The following is a 15,891-nucleotide window of genomic DNA, read 5'->3' on the forward strand; positions in this document are numbered from 1 at the left end:
CTCGGATGCCGCGTCGGCCGCGCCGCCGCGGGGTTCCGGATCGGTCGTCAGGGTCATCGCGCCGCCTCCTCGGCCTCGAGCTCGGCCGCCAGCATCCGGGACTGCTCGCGCAGCTGCGGCGTCGGCGTGGCGAAGACGTGCGCGAACAGGTCGTCGGGATGCGGCTGCGCCTCGGCGGTCAGCTGGGCGCGGACCCGGGCGGCGACGCTCTCGGCGTGCGCGTGCGCTTCGGCGTCGTCGCCGTCGCTCAGTGCGCCCTGGGCGGCGAGCCAGGTGCGCAGCCGCAGCAGCGGGTCGCGGGCAAGCCACGGCTCCACCTCCTCCTGGCTGCGGTAGCGCGTGGCGTCGTCCGCGTTGGTGTGCGCCTTCACCCGGTAGGTCACGGCTTCGACCAGGGTCGGGCCGCCGCCCTCGCGCGCCTCCTGCACCGCCTCGCCCAGCAGGGCGAGCAGGGCGGCGAGGTCGTTGCCGTCGACCAGGCGGCCGCGCATCCCGTAGCCGATGCCCTTGTGCGCCAGGCTCGGCGCCGCGGTCTGCCGGCTGAGCGGCACCGAGATCGCATACCCGTTGTTCTGCACGAGGAAGACGACCGGGAGGTGGAAGACCGCCGCGAAGTTGAGCGCCTCGTGGAAGTCGCCCTCGCTGGTGGCGCCGTCGCCGCACATGGCGAGCACCACCGTGTCCTCGCCGCGCAGCCGGGCGGCGTGGGCGACCCCGACGGCGTGCAGCAGCTGGGTCGCGAGCGGGGTCGCCTGCGGGGCGACGCGGTGCTCCTTCGGGTCGTAGCCGGAATGCCAGTCGCCGCGCAGCAGGAGGAACGCCTCGAACGGGTCCACGCCGCGCGCGATGACCGCAACGCTGTCGCGGTAGGTCGGGAAGAGCCAGTCCTCGTCGCCGAGCACCATCGCGGCGGCGACCTCGGCGGCCTCCTGGCCGTGCGAGGACGGATAGACGGCGAGCCTCCCCTGCCGCACCAGCGCGTCGGCCTGCTCGTTGAGCCGGCGGCCCAGCACGAGCCGGCGATAGCCGTCGACCAGCACCGGGAGGGACGGGAACGCCAGGCGCGCGTGCGGGTGGCCTGCGCCCTGTTCGTCGATGAGCCGGAGCGGGGTGTCGCCCGGCAGCAGATCGTCGGCGTGCATCTGTTCTCCTTCGAAAGACGTCGCTGATCATCAGGATGACTTCGCTGGACCGCGATCGCCACGGGTCCGAGGCTTTCGAGACGAATGGATGCGCTGCGGCCGATCGCATGTCAGACTGTCTGGCGTCATGGACGACATCGACGCCCGCATCCTCGACGCCCTGCGCGCCGACGGCCGCGCCTCCATCACGGCGGTGGCCGAGCAGGCGCACGTCTCGCGCGCCAACGCCTACGCGCGGGTCTCGCGGCTGGTGGCCGAGGGCGTGATCACCGGCTTCACGGCGAAGGTCGACCCGCGGCTCTCGGGCCGGGCGTCGTCCGCGTACGTGACCATGCGCGTGGAGCAGGCGGCCTGGCACGACCTGCGCGACCGGCTGCGCGCCATCCCGGAGGTCGAGCACTTCGCGCTGGTGGGCGGCGACTTCGACGTGATCCTGCTCGTGCGGGCGCGCGACAACGAGGACCTGCGCCGGGTGGTGCTGGAGGAGCTGACCGCGATCCCGAGCGTGCGCGACACGAAGACCTCCCTCGTCTTCGAGGACCACGACGCCCGCTGACGCACCCGCCCGCGGCCTCCTCCGCCCGGCGCCGAGGGGCGTCGTCCTGTCGGAATCCGGCGCGTATTGCGGCATGACGACGCCCCTCGGCGGGTGTGGCGGTTGTGTGGGGGCAGGCGGGATGCGATGATCGGGGAGCACTGAACGATCGTTCGGTAATTCAGTCGATCAGCGGTGATCGAGGGGAGACACGGGATGCCGGAGGCCTACCTGGTGGGCGGCGTGCGCACGCCGGTCGGCCGGTACGGCGGCGCGCTCGCGGGCGTGCGCCCCGACGACCTCGCGGCGCTCGTGGTGGCGGAGGCCGTCTCGCGCGCGGGCGTCCCCGGCCACGCCGTCGACGAGGTCGTGCTCGGCGCGGCGAACCAGGCCGGCGAGGACAACCGCAACGTCGCCAGGATGGCCGTGCTGCTGGCCGGGCTGCCCGACGAGGTGCCCGCCTTCACGGTCAACCGGCTCTGCGCCTCCGGGCTGACCGCGATCACGCTCGCCGCCCAGGCGGTGCGGGCCGGCGACGCCGACATCGTGGTCGCGGGCGGCGCCGAGTCGATGACCAGGGCGCCCTGGGTGCAGGCCAAGCCGGAGCGGCCGTGGGCGAAGCCGGGGCCGCAGTTCGACACGTCGATCGGCTGGCGGTTCGCCAACCCGCGCCTCCTCGCCCGCGACAAGGCCACGTACACGATGCCCGAGACGGCGGAGGAGGTCGCCAGGCTCGACGGGATCAGCCGCGAGGACGCCGACGCCTTCGCACTGGAGAGCCACCGGCGGGCGGCCGCGGCGGCGGACGCCGGACGGTTCGCCGACGAGCTCGTCCCCGTCGAGACGCGCGGCGGCACGGTCACCGCCGACGAGGGCATCCGGCGCGACACCGGGATGGAGGCGCTGGCCGCGCTCACGCCCGTCGTCGCCGGCGGCCGCGTGGTCACCGCCGGCAACGCCTCCCCGCTCAACGACGGCGCCTCGGCCGTCGTGGTCGCGAGCGCCGACGCGGTCCGCCGCCACGGCCTCCGCCCGCGCGCCCGCATCGTCGCCGGCGGGAGCGCGGGTGTCGCCCCCGAGGTGATGGGGCTCGGACCGGTCCCCGCCACCCACCGGGTGCTGCAGCGCGCGGGCCTGGAGGTCGGCGACATCGGCAGCGTCGAGCTGAACGAGGCGTTCGCGAGCCAGGCACTCGCCTGCGTCAGCCGGCTCGGGCTGGACGAGCGCCGGGTGAACGCGGACGGCGGCGCCATCGCGCTCGGCCACGCGCTCGGTTCCAGCGGCGCGCGGATCGTCGTCACCCTGCTCGGCCGCATGGAGCGCGAAGGCTCCCAGTACGGACTCGCGACGATGTGCGTCGGCGTCGGCCAGGGCACGGCCCTCATCGTGGAGGCGGTGTGATGGCGACCTCCACCCTCCGCATCGAGGAGGCATCGGACCGGGTCGTCGTGACGCTCGACCGCCCCGAGCGCCGCAACGCCATCGACCAGCGGATGGTGGACGAGCTGCACGAGGTCTGCGCCGCCCTGGAGCGGGAGCCGCGCCTCCTCATCCTCACCGGCGCCGGGGGTGTGTTCGCCTCGGGCGCCGACATCGCCGAGCTGCGCGAGCGGACCGCCTCCGACGCCCGCCGCGCGATCAACGCGACCGTCTTCGCCCGCATCGCCGCGCTGCCGATGCCGGTCATCGCCGCGATGGACGGACCGGCGCTCGGCGGAGGCGCTGAGCTCGCCTACGCCGCGGACTTCCGCATCGGCACCCCGCGGCTGCGTATCGGCAACCCGGAGACGAGCCTCGGGATCATCGCGGCCGCGGGCGCGCTCTCGCGCCTCCCCCGGCTGATCGGCGAGCCGCTGGCCAAGGAGGTCGTGCTGGCCGGCCGCATCCTCAGCGGGGAGGAGGCGCTGGCCGTGCACCTGGTGACCGCGCTGTTCGAGCCGGAGGAGCTGCTCGGCGGCGCGCACGCCCTCGCCGACCGGATCGCGGCGAACGACCCGCTCGCGACGCGGCTGACCAAGGCGGTCCTGCACACGGCGCCGGAGGACGCGTCCTACGCCGAGCGGGAGGCGCAGGCGCAGCTGTTCGAATCGCCGGAGAAGCGGCGGCGGATGACCGCGTTCCTCGAGCGGAGGCGGCGATGAGCGACACGGCGCGGCCGGGCGGTGTCCCCGTGCGCGGCGTCCCCGCGCATGTCGGCGTCATCGGCGGCGGGCGGATGGGCGCGGGGATCGCGCACGCCTTCCTCATGGCCGGTGCGGCGGTCGTCGTGATCGAGCGCGACCGGGAGGCGGCCGCGGCGGCGCGCGACCGGGTGATCGCGGCGGCGGCGGCGAGCGTCGAGCGCGGCGCCCAGCCTCCCGACGCCGATCGTCTCACCGTGACGCTCGACTGGGACGCGCTCGGCGGCGCCGGGCTCGCGGTCGAGGCGGTGCCGGAGGTCGCGGCGATGAAGGCGGAGGCGCTGGGCCGCGCCGAGGGGCTCCTCGACCCGTCCGGCGTGCTCGCGACCAACACCTCCTCGCTCTCGATCGACGCGCTGGCCGCGGGGCTGGAGCGGCCGGGCGCGTTCCTCGGCCTGCACTTCTTCAACCCGGTCCCCGCGTCCGCGCTCGTCGAGGTGGTGGTCGGTTCGGCCACGGCCCCCACCGCCGTCTCGGACGCGACCGGATGGGTGGAGGCGCTGGGCAAGACCGCCGTGATCGTGCGCGACTCCCCCGGCTTCGCCTCCTCGCGCCTGGGCGTGCTGCTCGGGCTGGAGGCGATCCGGATGGTGGAGGAGGGCGTCGCCGCCCCCGAGGACATCGACCGGGCGATGGTGCTCGGCTACCGGCATCCGGTCGGCCCGCTGCGGCTGACCGACATCGTGGGCCTAGACGTGCGGCTCGACATCGCGGAGCACCTCTTCCGCGAGCTCGGGCCGCGCTTCGAGCCTCCCGGGCTGCTGCGGCGGATGGTCGCCGACGGCCGGCTCGGGCGCAAGACCGGACGCGGGTTCTACCCGTGGCCCGACGAAGGAGGAGACCGATGACGACGATCCTGCCCAGCTACCTGCGGGGAGAGTGGTGGACGCCAGGGGGCGGCATGCCCGGCCTCGCCGCCGAGGAGGCGGCCGGCGGGAGCGAGGTGCGCGACGCCTCCACCGGCGAGCCGATCACCCGGGTGAGCGCCCAGGGCGCCGACCTCGCCGGAGCGCTGGAGTACGCGCGCACGGTCGGGCAGGCCTCGCTCGGCGAGCTGACGTTCCACCAGCGCGCGCTGCTGCTCAAGCGCATGGCGCAGGAGCTGACCGCCCGCAAGCAGGAGCTCTACGAGCTCTCGGCGGCATCGGGGGCGACGAGGGCCGACGCCTGGATCGACGTGGACGGCGGCATCGGCGCGCTGTTCACCTACGGATCGAAGGGCCGCCGCGAGCTGCCCAACGCCCAGGTCGTGCTCGACGGGCCCGCCGAGAACCTGTCGAAGGACGGCAGCTTCCTCGGCCGCCACATCTACACGCGGCTGCCCGGGGTCGCGGTGCAGATCAACGCGTTCAACTTCCCGGTCTGGGGGATGCTCGAGAAGCTGGCGCCCTCGTTCCTCGCCGGGATGCCGACCCTCGTGAAGCCGGCGACGCCGACCGCGTACGTCGCGGAGGCGGCGGTGCGGATCCTGGTGGAGTCGGGCCTCCTGCCCGACGGCACGCTGCAGCTGGTGTGCGGGTCGGTGCCCGGCCTGTTCGACGAGCTGCGGCTGGGCGACCTCGTGGCCTTCACGGGGTCGGCATCGACGGCGGAATCGCTGCGCGCGCACCCGGCCGTGCAGACCGGCGGGGTGCGGTTCACGGCCGAGACGGACTCCATCAACGCGTCGGTCCTCGGCCAGGACGCCGTGACCGGCACGCCGGAGTTCGACGCGTACGTCAAGCAGCTCGTCACCGAGCTGACCGCCAAGTCGGGCCAGAAGTGCACGGCGATCCGGCGGGCGATCGTGCCGGCCGCCCTCGCGAACGACGTGATCGGGGCCGTGGAGCGGCGCATCGCCGAGCGGGTCGTGCTCGGCGACCCGCGCGCGGAGGGCGTGACGATGGGTCCGCTCGCGTCGCGGGAGCAGCGCGCCGAGGTGCTGCGGCAGGTCGGCCGCCTCGTGGCCGCGGGCGGCGAACTGGCACTCGGCGGCCTCGACCAGCCGACCGTCGTGCACGCCGACGGGTCGCGCGGTGCCGCGGTCGAGGGCGCGTTCGTCGCCCCGGTGCTGCTGCGCTTCGCCGACCCGCGGGTGGAGGCGGCGCACACGGTGGAGGCGTTCGGTCCGGTGGCCGCCGTCCTCCCCTACGCGACGCCCGCCGAGGCGGCCGAGCTGGTCGCGCTCGGCGGCGGGTCGCTCGTCACCAGCGTCGCGACGCACGACCCCGCCTTCGCGCGGGAGCTCGTGCTGGCGACGGCCGGGTACAACGGCCGCATCCTCCTGCTCGACCGCGACGACGCCCGCACCTCGACCGGCCACGGCTCGCCGATGCCGCACCTCGTGCACGGCGGCCCCGGGCGCGCGGGAGGCGGGGAGGAGCTCGGCGGCATCCGCGCGGTGCTGCACCACATGCAGCGGACCGCGCTGCAGGGCACGCCCGACCTGCTCACGGCGGTGACCGGGGTGTGGCACGAGGGCGCGGCGGCGAACGCCGATGGTGCGCATCCCTTCCGCAAGTCGCTGGCGGAGCTGCGCGTCGGCGACCAGGTGCGGACGGTCTCCCGCACGATCTCGCTCGACGACATCGAGGAGTTCGCGACCTTCACCGGCGACACCTTCTACGCCCATATGGACGAGGAGGCGGCCGCGGCCAACCCGTTCTTCCCCGGCCGCGTGGCCCACGGCTACCTGCTCGTGTCGTGGGCGGCGGGGCTGTTCGTCGACCCGGCGCCCGGGCCGGTGCTGGCGAACTACGGGCTGGAGGACCTGCGGTTCCTGACGCCGGTCGTGCCGGGCGACAGCATCCGGGTCGCGTTGACGGCCAAGCAGATTACCCCGCGCGAGACCGACGACTACGGCGAGGTGCGGTGGGATGCCCGCATCCTGAACCAGCGCGACGAGCTGGTGGCGTCGTACGACGTGCTGACGCTCGTGGCGAAGTAGCGCGCACCGAGCTGCACAGCCATCGAGGGGCGTCATTGTGTCGGAATTCGCGCCGAATTACGACACAACGACGCCCCTCGGCGGAGGTGGAGACGGAGGTGGAGGAGCGGGCGAGGGCTAGCGGGAGAGGGCGAGCGCGACGATCGTGTCGGCGAGGTGCTCGGGCGTGGTGGGGCCGGTCGGCGCGTACCACTCGGTGAGCGAGTTGATCATGCCGAACAGGAGGCGCGCGACGACCGCCGCCTCGGCGTCGGCCCGCACCGCACCCTCCTCCTGCGCCTCGGCCACCAGGCGCGCGACGGACCGGTCGAAGGCGCGCCGCCGCTCCAGCGCGGCGCGCTCGACGTCGGTGTTGCCGCGCACCCGCAGCAGGAGGGTCACGTAGGGCAGCCGCTCGGCGAGGACGAGCACCGCTCCGCGGAGCACCGCCTCCAACCGGTGCGCGGCGGTGCCGGTGCCGGCCTCCGGCGAGCGCAGCACCCCCTCCAGCCCGTCGAGCGCCTCGTCGAGGGCGAGGGCGAGCAGCTCCTCCTTGGAGGCCACGTGGTGGTAGATCGCCGACTTCGACAGCCCGAGCCGCGCCGCGAGCATCCCGATGGAGGTGGCGTCGTAGCCGTGCTCGTTGAACGCGGCGACCGCGACCTCGAGGATGCCGCGCTGGTCGTAGCCGGGACGGCCGCGGCGCAGGGTGTCGGTCATCGGTCCAGTGTGGCACGGCCCTCCCCGACGGAGATATACTTACCGAACGATCAGTCAGTAATGACGAACCGGGAGGGTCGATGGAGACCACCAGCACCGCGGGCGCCGCCGCGGCCGATGCCGACCAGGGCACGGCCGACGCCGACCAGGCCGCGTTCGACGCCCTCATCGCGGCCGACGCACGCATCGAGCCCCGCGACTGGATGCCCGACGACTACCGGCGCACGCTCATCCGGCAGATGTCGCAGCACGCGCACTCCGAGATCATCGGGATGCAGCCGGAGGCCAACTGGATCACGCGCGCTCCGAGCCTCCAGCGCAAGGCCATCCTGATGGCGAAGGTGCAGGACGAGGCCGGCCACGGGCTCTACCTCTACTCGGCGACGCAGACGCTGGGGATCACGCGCGACGAGATGACAGAGCAGCTGATCGAGGGGCGGGCGCGGTACTCGTCGATCTTCAACTACCCGACGCCGACCTGGGCCGACATGGGCGCGATCGGCTGGCTCGTCGACGGCGCCGCGATCTGCAACCAGGTGCCGCTGTGCCGCTGCTCGTACGCGCCGTACGGCCGCGCGATGGTCCGCATCTGCAAGGAGGAGTCGTTCCATCAGCGGCAGGGTTTCGAGATCCTGCTCACGCTGATGCGCGGCACCGAGGAGCAGCGGAGGATGGCGCAGGAGGCGGTCGACCGCTGGTACTGGCCGTCGCTGATGATGTTCGGGCCGCCGGACGACGACTCCCCCAACTCGGCGCGGTCGATGGCGTGGCGGATCAAGCGGTTCTCGAACGACGAGCTGCGCCGCCGGTTCGTCGCGATGCTCGTGCCGCAGGCGGAGGCGCTCGGCGTGACGCTGCCCGACCCCGAGCTCCGCTGGGACGACGAGGCGCAGCGCTACGAGCTGGGCGAGATCGACTGGACCGAGTTCAACGAGGTCCTCGCCGGCCGCGGGCCGTGCAACGCGCAGCGGCTGCAGCGGCGTCGCGAGGCGCACGAGGAGGGGGCCTGGGTGCGGGAGGCCGCGGCGGCCTACGCGCGGAAGCAGCACGAACGCGCGCAGGCCGAGCGGGCCGGGGCGGCGGCATGACCGGCGCGCCCGAGATCTGGCCGCTGTGGGAGGTGTTCGTGCGCGCCTCCCGGGGGCTCAGCCACGTGCACGTCGGCTCGCTGCACGCGCCCGACGAGGAGCTCGCCCTGCGCAACGCGCGCGACCTGTACACGCGGCGCGGGGAGGGCGTCTCCATCTGGGTGGTGCGCTCGGACGCGATCACGGCGAGCGACCCCGATGCGAAGGACGCGTTCTTCGAGTCGGCGGCGGGCAAGAACTTCCGGCACGCGACCTACTACACGGCGTCGGAGGGGGTGAAGCACCTGTGAGCGATCCGCACGACGACCATGCCCACGGCCACGTCGAGCTCAGCACGGTGACCCTGTCGGCGGAGTTCGTCTCCGTCGAGTCCGGCACCCCGGCCTCCCCCGACGTGGCCGAGTACGCGCTGTGGCTCGGCGACGACTCCCTGATGCTGGCCCAGCGGCTCGGCGCGTGGATCTCGCGCGCGCCCGAGCTGGAGGAGGATGTCGCCCTCGCCAACATCGCGCTCGACCTGCTCGGCCACGCGCGCTCGCTGCTGCGCTACGCGGGCACCGCGGACGGCCGCACCGAGGACGACCTCGCCTACTGGCGCGACGAGCCGGAGTTCCGCTCGGCGTGGCTCTTCGAGCTGCCGAACGGCGACTTCGCCCAGACGATCGTGCGGCAGCTCGCCGCCTCCCACTATCTGTCCGAGTTGTACGAGCGGCTGCGCGCCTCCGCCGACCCGGTGCTGGCGGGAGTCGCGGCGAAGGCGGTGAAGGAGGTCGCGTACCACCGCGAGCACGCCGACCTGTGGCTGCTGCGGCTCGCGCTCGGCACCGACGAGTCGCGGCGGCGGACCGTGGCGGCCTTCGAGACCGTGTGGCCGCTCGTGGACGAGCTGTTCCGCGACGAGCCGCTCACCGACCGGCTGGAGGACATCGCACCCCGGCCCTCCACCCTCCGGCCCGCGTTCGACAGCGCTCTGGAGCCGGTGCTGCGGGAGGCGGAGATCGAGCCGCCCACGGTCTTCTCGTCCGCGGGCGGAGGGCGGCGCGGCCGGCACTCGGAGCACCTCGGGCCGCTGCTCGCCGAGCTGCAGGTGCTCACCCGCCGGCACCCGGGGGCGTCATGGTGAGCCACTTCGCGGAGGCCGATCTCGCCTGGGCGGCCGCGGCGGCCGTGCCGGACCCCGAACTGCGCGTGCTCACGATCGACGACCTCGGCATCCTGCGCGAGCTCAGCGTGACCGACGACGGCGTGGAGGTGGTGCTGACGCCCACCTACTCGGGCTGCCCGGCGATAGAGACGATCCGGGAGGACGTGGTGCGTGCGCTCGCGGGCGCCGGCTTCGAGCGGGTGCGGGTGCGCCTGGCCCTCTCCCCCGCCTGGACGACCGACTGGATCAGCCCCGCCGGCCGGCAGGCGCTCCTCGACAACGGGATCGCGCCTCCCGACGGCACCGCGCCCGCCACGCGTCCGGCCGGACCGGTCGGCCTGCGCCTCGCGGTGAAGTGCCCGCAGTGCGGCTCTCCCGACACCCGCGAGGTCTCGCACTTCGGCTCCACCGCGTGCAAGGCGCTGTACGTGTGCAACGGCTGCGGGGAGCCCTTCGACCACATCAAGGCGCTGTGAGCGTGCGGATGCCCCGCGCGCGGTTCCACGAGCTGGCGGTCGCCGAGGTGCGGCCGCTGACCCCGGCGAGCGTCGAGGTCACCTTCGCCGTGCCCGACGAGCTGGCCGGCGACTACGACTACCTGCCCGGGCAGCACGTGGCGCTGCGCGCCCACGTCGGCGGCACGGAGCTGCGCCGCAGCTACTCGCTCTGCCGGCCGCCCACGCGGGGGCGGATCAGCGTCGCGATCAAACGGGACCTGGGCGGCGCCTTCTCGACCTGGGCGACCACCGAGCTGCGGCCAGGCGACCGGATCGACGTCATGAGCCCGCAGGGCACCTTCACCATCGACCCCGGCGCGCTCGACGGGCGGCACATCGCGGGGATCGCCGCCGGCTCGGGGATCACGCCGCTGATGGCCCTCGCGTCGAGCGTGCTCGCGGCGAGCGCGACCTCCACCTTCACCCTCGTGTACACGAACCGCACCGCCGTCGACGTGATGTTCCTGGAGGAGCTGGCCGACCTCAAGGACCGCTACCCCGCCCGGCTCGCCCTGCACCACGTGCTGTCGCGCGAGCAGCGCACGGCGCCGCTCCTCTCGGGCCGGATCGACGAGGAGCGGCTGCGGCGGATGCTCGACACGCTGCTGCCGCCGGCGACCGTGGACGAGTGGTTCCTGTGCGGGCCGTTCGAGCTGGTGCAGCTGTGCCGCGACGTGCTGGAGTCGTACGGCGTGCCGCGCGAGCGCCTCCACTTCGAGCTGTTCACCACCGGGGACCCCGGGGAGGCGCGCGGCGATGCCGGGCGCCCGGTCGTGGTGCGCGAGGGCGAGCGGACGACCACCGTCGAGTTCACGCTCGACGGGCTCACCTCCACGGTCGAGACGCCGGTCGACGCGAACGAGTCGGTGCTGAACGCCGCGCTGCGGGTGCGGCCGGACGTGCCGTTCTCGTGCGCGGGAGGCGTCTGCGGCACCTGCCGGGCGCGGCTGGTCTCCGGCGACGTGCGGATGACGGAGAACTACGCGCTCGAGCCGGAGGAGCTGGAGCGCGGGTACGTGCTGACCTGCCAGTCCCATCCCCTGACCGGCCGTGTCGTCGTCGACTATGACGTGTGATGCGGCGCCGAACGCCCTGGAGGAACGGATGATCGAGTACGCGACCGCGGACGGCATCGCCCGCATCACGCTGAACGCACCCGAGCGGCTCAACGCGCTGGGCCGTGACGACCTCCAGGCGCTGTCCGAGGCGTACGAGCGGGCGTCGGCCGACAGCGTGCGCGCTGTCGTGCTCCGCGGCGAGGGCCGCGCCTTCTGCGCCGGCCGCGACATCGCTGGCGTCGACCCGGCGACCGACGACGTGCCTGGCTACCTGGCAGAGGTGGAGGCGCTGCTGCGGCGCATCGCGGGGTTCCCGGCTCCGACGTTCGCGGCCGCGCAGGGCGCCTGCCTCGGCGTCGGGCTCGGTCTGCTGATCGCGACGGACGTCGTCTACGTGGCGGAGGACGCGAAGGTCGGCTCGCCCTTCGCCGCCCTGGGCGCCGCCCTCGACTCGAGCGGCCACTGGCTGCTGGTGTCGCGCCTCGGCCCGCACCGCGCCCTCGACCTCATCTACTCGGGCCGGCTGCTGTCGGGCGTGGAGGCCGTGGCCGGCGGGCTCTTCTCGCGCGCGGTCCCCATGTCGGCCGTGGTGGACGAGGTGGAGGCGGCGGCCGCGCGAGCGGCATCAGGCGCGACCCAGGCGCTCGTCGCCTCCAAGCAGATCGTGGCGGGCCTGCGCGACGGCACGCTCAATCTCTGGGGTTCGGTCGCCGCCGAGGCGGAGGCGCAGGAGCGCCTGCGCACGACCGCCGACTACCGCGAGGGCTTCGCGGCGTTCCAGCAGAAGCGGCCGCCGCGGTTCACGGGGCGCTGAGCGCGCCGCGTTACGCGGCATGACGCCCGGGGTGCGGCCGGCGCGCGCCTCCCGCATCCTGGACCGCATGACCCGGCAGATCCGCTTCAACGCCTTCGACATGAACTGCGTCGCCCACCAGTCCTCCGGCATGTGGCGGCACCCAGACGACCAGGCCTGGCGCTACAAGGACCTCACCTACTGGACCGAGCTGGCGAAGCTGCTGGAGCGCGGCCGGTTCGACGGCATCTTCATCGCCGACGTGCTGGGCACCTACGACGTGTACGGCGGCAGCAACGAGGCCGCCATCCGGCACGGCGCCCAGGTGCCGGTGAACGACCCCATCCTCCTGGTCTCGGCGATGGCGCTCGTCACCGAGAACCTCGGCTTCGGGATCACCGCGGGCACCGCGTACGAGCACCCGTATCCGTTCGCCCGCCGCATGTCGACGCTCGACCACCTGACCAACGGACGCGTCGGCTGGAACGTCGTCACCGGCTACCTGCCCTCCGCCGCGCGCAACATGGGCCACGACGACCAGCTGCAGCACGACGACCGCTACGACCACGCCGACGAGTACCTGGAGGTGCTCTACAAGCTGTGGGAGGGCTCCTGGGAGGACGACGCCGTGGTGCGCGACCGCGAGGCGGGCGTCTTCACCGACCCCGCGAAGGTGCACGAGATCGGGCACCGCGGCACGCACTTCACCGTCCCCGGCATCCACCTCTCCGAGCCCAGCCCGCAGCGCACGCCCGTGATCTACCAGGCGGGCGCCTCCAAGCGCGGTATCTCGTTCGCCGCCGAGAACGCCGAGGCGATCTTCGTCGCCGCCTCCACCAAGGAGGGGCTGAAGCAGACCGTCGCCAAGCTGCGCGACGCGCTGGAGGCGGCGGGGCGCGACCGGTACGCGGCCCGCATCTACACCCTCCTCACGATCATCACCGACGAGACCAGCGAGAAGGCGCAGGCCAAGTTCGAGGACTTCCTGCAGTACACGAGCGACGAAGGCGCCCTGGTGTTCATGTCCGGGTGGATGGGCGTCGACCTCTCGCAGTACGACCTCGACGAGCCGATCGGCAACGTCGAGAGCAACGCCATCCAGTCGGCGGTCGCGAACTTCCAGCGGCCCAACGAGGACGGCGGCGAGTGGACCGTGCGCGACATCGGCCGCAACGGCGCGATCGGCGGACTGGGCCCCTTCATCGTCGGGTCTGCGGCGGAGGTCGCCGACCACCTCCAGGAGTGGGTGGAGGACACCGACGTCGACGGCTTCAACCTCGCCTACGCGATCACCCCCGGCACATTCGAGGACATCGTGGAGTTCGTCATCCCCGAGCTGCAGCGCCGCGGCGTCTACCCCACCGAGTATGAGCCGGGCACCCTGCGCAACAAGCTGCACGGCGCCGGCGACCGCCTCCCGGCCGACCACCGCGGCGCCCGGTACAAGATCCGACCAGCCGCCGTCTGACCGGCCGCCGAGCACAGGAAAAATGCGCCCTGGGAGCGATCCCGGGGCGCATTTTTCCTGTGCTCGGCGGCCGGCGGGTCAGCCGACCTGCTCGGCGGCCGAGAGGAGGCGCTGCGCGGCCGTGAACGGGATCGGGATCCAGGCCGGCCGGTGCCGCGCCTCGTACAGGATCTCGTACACCGCCTTGTCGAGCTCGAAGGCGTCCAGGAGCCGCTGGTGGTCGTGCAGCTCGGTGCCGACGACCGACGCGTAGCCGTCGAGGTACGCCTGCCGGGCCCGCGCCGCCCACGCCGCCGCGTCGAGGGGAGGCTGCCGCTGGGCGAGCGAGCCCGCCACGTAGTCGAACGACCGCAGCATCCCGGCCACGTCCCGCATGGTGGCGTCGGGCAGCGAACGCTCCGGGAGGGGCCGCAGCGGCTCCCCCTCGAAATCGATGAACTGCCAGCCCCGCTCGCCGGAGTGCAGCACCTGGCCGAGGTGCAGATCGCCGTGGATTCGCTGCAGCACCGGCAGCGGCCCGGCGGCCGCCGACTCGTACACGGCGGCGATGCCCGCGCGCAGCTCCTCGACCTCCGGCACCTCCGTCGTCGTCAGCGTGAGGCGCTGGAACATGCCGTCGAGCGCCCGGGCGATGTCCTCCTGCTGCGCCTCCCTGGTGGGCAGCACGCTCGCCATGAGCCGGTGCAGCTCGGCCGTGCCGCGGCCGAGGTCGTACGCCCGGTCGGCGAAGTCCTCGCCGTGCTCGGCGGCGTCGACCGCGAGCTCCCAGCCGTCCTCGGCGCCGGGCACGAAGTCCTGCGCGAGCGCCAGCTCGCCGCGCGCGGTGCCGCCGGAGGCTGCCGGCCAGCTGCCGGCCAGCCAGCCGAGCAGCGCCGGGGTGCGGCGCGAGCCTCCCCCGGTCAGCGCCGCCAGCGTGGAGATGTCGGGGTTCTCGCCGTCCTGCACGACGCGGAACACCTTGATCAGCGCGAGCCGGCCGTCGTCGAGCTCGGCGACGATGGAGGTGTTGGACTGCTCGCCGGTCAGCCGCCGCGACGAGCGCACCGCGATGGTCCCGCCCAGGGAGTGCCCCTGCGCGTGGGCGTCGCGCCCCTCGGCGTGGGCGGCCCCTCCCATCAGTGCGGCGAGCGCCGTCACGTACGCCTCCTCCGCGGGGCCGTCGTAGAGATGGCGGCCTCCCGCCTCCCCGATGAAGGCGGCGGGGTCGCCGTCGCGGGTGTCGCGGGCGACGACGGGCACCTGGTACACGCGCGGTGTCCGCGGGGCCTCGTCGGCGAAGAAGTGGGTCACGATGCGGACGCCGGTGTCAGCGGGCTCGGGCTCGGTCTCGAACGAGGCGAGGAGGCGCAGCCTGGGCTCGACGCTCTTCGTCGAGTACCAGCGCTGCCGGCGCATCCACGACCCGACGAGCTCCGTCAGTTCGGTCATGCCTGAACCGTACGCCCGCCTCCCCTGATCTGAGGAGGCCCTGGCGGAACCCACAGGATCGTGGGCCGCTGCCTCAGCGCGCCCCGAGCGCCACCCCGCGCGCGGCCAGGAACGGCAGCGGGTCGATCTGCACGCCGTTCACCCGCACCTCGAAGTGGAGGTGGCAGCCGGTGGAGGCTCCCGTCGTCCCGACCTGCGCGATCGGCTGCCCGGCCGCGACCTGCTGGCCGACGACGACGCCGATCCCGCCGTCGCGGATGTGCCCGTACGCTGTCCGCACCCCGTCGCCGTGATCGATGAGCACGAAGTTGCCGTAGGAGCCGTTCGGCCCCGCCGCGACGACGGTTCCGGCTGCCGCCGCGGAGATCGTGGTGCCGCAGGCCGCGCCGACGTCGTCGCCGGGGTGGAAGAGGGCCGTCCCGGCCGGCCGGGACGGGCGCGGTCCGAAGCCGTCGGTGAGCGACCCGCGGACCGGCAGCGCCCAGCCAGAGCCGGCGGCGGGGACGGCGGCCGGGTCGACCGTCAGCGCCTGCCAGCCGTCGGCGGCCGAGAGCACGGTGGGCAGGGAGGCCAGAGCGGTGGCGGCCAGCTCGACCTGCGCCTGCGCGGCGGCGACCGCCTGCTCGCTGGAGGCGGTGTCGATGGAGCCGGCGGCCTCCGTCGCCTGCTCCGCCTTCTGCTCGAGGTCGTGCGCGCGCCGGGCGTCGGCCGCGGCGGCGCGCACGGCGGCGGCACGGTCGGCGGAGATCGAGCGCAACCGGTCCACGGCCCCGAGCTTGGCCAGCAGGTCGCCCGGTGAGCTGAGCGCGGCCGCGAGCGGGTCGGGACCGAGCGCGCCCCTGCCGCCCGCACCCCGGAACAGGGCGGCGGCGAAGGCCGCCGATGCCGTCGCCTTCTCGCGAGCGGCCCGGGCCCTGTCTCTTATACACATCT

At 73.9% G+C, this 15,891-nt stretch carries 16 protein-coding genes; 12 read left to right on the forward strand and 4 right to left on the reverse strand.

The genetic code is table 11. The features are described 5' to 3' along the window. Nucleotides 1-53 precede the first annotated feature (53 nt). The gene (gene pdhA / locus ACR9ZG_RS13170) at nucleotides 54-1,142 is read right to left on the reverse strand and encodes a pyruvate dehydrogenase (acetyl-transferring) E1 component subunit alpha (protein WP_481285300.1); all 1,089 of its coding nucleotides are present in this window, start codon (nucleotides 1,140-1,142) and stop codon (nucleotides 54-56) included. 127 nt (nucleotides 1,143-1,269) lie between these two features. Between pdhA and ACR9ZG_RS13175 the strand changes: the two genes are divergently transcribed. The 5 genes from ACR9ZG_RS13175 to paaZ all read left to right on the forward strand — a co-directional run bounded on the left by ACR9ZG_RS13175 (nucleotide 1,270) and on the right by paaZ (nucleotide 6,783). After that, nucleotides 1,270-1,698 (forward strand): Lrp/AsnC family transcriptional regulator, encoded by a 429-nt coding sequence (locus ACR9ZG_RS13175; RefSeq protein ID WP_481285301.1) that lies wholly within the window; start codon nucleotides 1,270-1,272, stop codon nucleotides 1,696-1,698. A 195-nt stretch (nucleotides 1,699-1,893) separates the two neighbouring features. After that, complete coding sequence (locus ACR9ZG_RS13180) at nucleotides 1,894-3,078, forward strand: thiolase family protein (protein WP_481285313.1); 1,185 nt, start codon at nucleotides 1,894-1,896, stop codon at nucleotides 3,076-3,078. Then, the gene (locus tag ACR9ZG_RS13185) at nucleotides 3,078-3,818 is read left to right on the forward strand and encodes an enoyl-CoA hydratase/isomerase family protein (RefSeq protein WP_481285302.1); all 741 of its coding nucleotides are present in this window, start codon (nucleotides 3,078-3,080) and stop codon (nucleotides 3,816-3,818) included. The genes ACR9ZG_RS13180 and ACR9ZG_RS13185 overlap by 1 nt, the downstream gene beginning before the upstream one ends. Beyond that, nucleotides 3,815-4,705 (forward strand): 3-hydroxyacyl-CoA dehydrogenase family protein, encoded by an 891-nt coding sequence (locus ACR9ZG_RS13190; protein ID WP_481285303.1) that lies wholly within the window; start codon nucleotides 3,815-3,817, stop codon nucleotides 4,703-4,705. Before ACR9ZG_RS13185 ends, ACR9ZG_RS13190 begins: the two co-directional genes overlap by 4 nt. Next, a complete protein-coding gene (gene paaZ, locus ACR9ZG_RS13195) occupies nucleotides 4,702-6,783 on the forward strand; it encodes a phenylacetic acid degradation bifunctional protein PaaZ (protein ID WP_481285304.1) in 2,082 nt (693 codons plus the stop codon). Before ACR9ZG_RS13190 ends, paaZ begins: the two co-directional genes overlap by 4 nt. A 117-nt stretch (nucleotides 6,784-6,900) precedes the next feature. Here the strand turns inward: paaZ and ACR9ZG_RS13200 are convergent, their stop codons facing one another. Next, the gene (locus tag ACR9ZG_RS13200) at nucleotides 6,901-7,482 is read right to left on the reverse strand and encodes a TetR/AcrR family transcriptional regulator (RefSeq protein ID WP_481285305.1); all 582 of its coding nucleotides are present in this window, start codon (nucleotides 7,480-7,482) and stop codon (nucleotides 6,901-6,903) included. Between the two features lie 80 nt (nucleotides 7,483-7,562). On the opposite strand from ACR9ZG_RS13200, the gene paaA reads away from it, so the two are divergent. From paaA to ACR9ZG_RS13235, 7 genes are all read left to right on the forward strand, one after another. Next, the gene (gene paaA / locus ACR9ZG_RS13205) at nucleotides 7,563-8,570 is read left to right on the forward strand and encodes a 1,2-phenylacetyl-CoA epoxidase subunit PaaA (RefSeq protein ID WP_481285306.1); all 1,008 of its coding nucleotides are present in this window, start codon (nucleotides 7,563-7,565) and stop codon (nucleotides 8,568-8,570) included. Next, complete coding sequence (gene paaB, locus ACR9ZG_RS13210) at nucleotides 8,567-8,860, forward strand: 1,2-phenylacetyl-CoA epoxidase subunit PaaB (RefSeq protein ID WP_481285307.1); 294 nt, start codon at nucleotides 8,567-8,569, stop codon at nucleotides 8,858-8,860. Before paaA ends, paaB begins: the two co-directional genes overlap by 4 nt. After that, a complete protein-coding gene (gene paaC / locus ACR9ZG_RS13215) occupies nucleotides 8,857-9,693 on the forward strand; it encodes a 1,2-phenylacetyl-CoA epoxidase subunit PaaC (RefSeq protein WP_481285308.1) in 837 nt (278 codons plus the stop codon). Before paaB ends, paaC begins: the two co-directional genes overlap by 4 nt. Further along, a complete protein-coding gene (gene paaD / locus ACR9ZG_RS13220) occupies nucleotides 9,687-10,190 on the forward strand; it encodes a 1,2-phenylacetyl-CoA epoxidase subunit PaaD (RefSeq protein WP_481285309.1) in 504 nt (167 codons plus the stop codon). Before paaC ends, paaD begins: the two co-directional genes overlap by 7 nt. Before the next feature lie 8 nt (nucleotides 10,191-10,198). Further along, a complete protein-coding gene (paaE, locus tag ACR9ZG_RS13225; RefSeq protein WP_481285314.1) occupies nucleotides 10,199-11,287 on the forward strand; it encodes a 1,2-phenylacetyl-CoA epoxidase subunit PaaE in 1,089 nt (362 codons plus the stop codon). Between the two features lie 28 nt (nucleotides 11,288-11,315). Then, complete coding sequence (locus ACR9ZG_RS13230) at nucleotides 11,316-12,083, forward strand: enoyl-CoA hydratase/isomerase family protein (protein ID WP_481285315.1); 768 nt, start codon at nucleotides 11,316-11,318, stop codon at nucleotides 12,081-12,083. Nucleotides 12,084-12,150: 67 nt separating this feature from the next. After that, nucleotides 12,151-13,530 carry an LLM class flavin-dependent oxidoreductase gene (locus ACR9ZG_RS13235; protein ID WP_481285310.1) on the forward strand — a complete coding sequence of 460 codons (1,380 nt, stop codon included), beginning with the start codon at nucleotides 12,151-12,153 and terminating at the stop codon, nucleotides 13,528-13,530. 78 nt (nucleotides 13,531-13,608) lie between these two features. Here the strand turns inward: ACR9ZG_RS13235 and ACR9ZG_RS13240 are convergent, their stop codons facing one another. Both ACR9ZG_RS13240 and ACR9ZG_RS13245 read right to left on the reverse strand, forming a co-directional pair. Next, nucleotides 13,609-14,958, reverse strand: coding sequence for a maltokinase N-terminal cap-like domain-containing protein (locus ACR9ZG_RS13240; protein ID WP_481285311.1), 1,350 nt, complete (start codon nucleotides 14,956-14,958; stop codon nucleotides 13,609-13,611). Nucleotides 14,959-15,031: 73 nt separating this feature from the next. Continuing rightward, on the reverse strand, nucleotides 15,032-15,891 hold an 860-nt coding region (locus ACR9ZG_RS13245), incomplete at its 5' end, for a M23 family metallopeptidase (RefSeq protein ID WP_481285312.1).

This window comes from Leifsonia sp. KNZ12-8B, assembly GCF_056755495.1.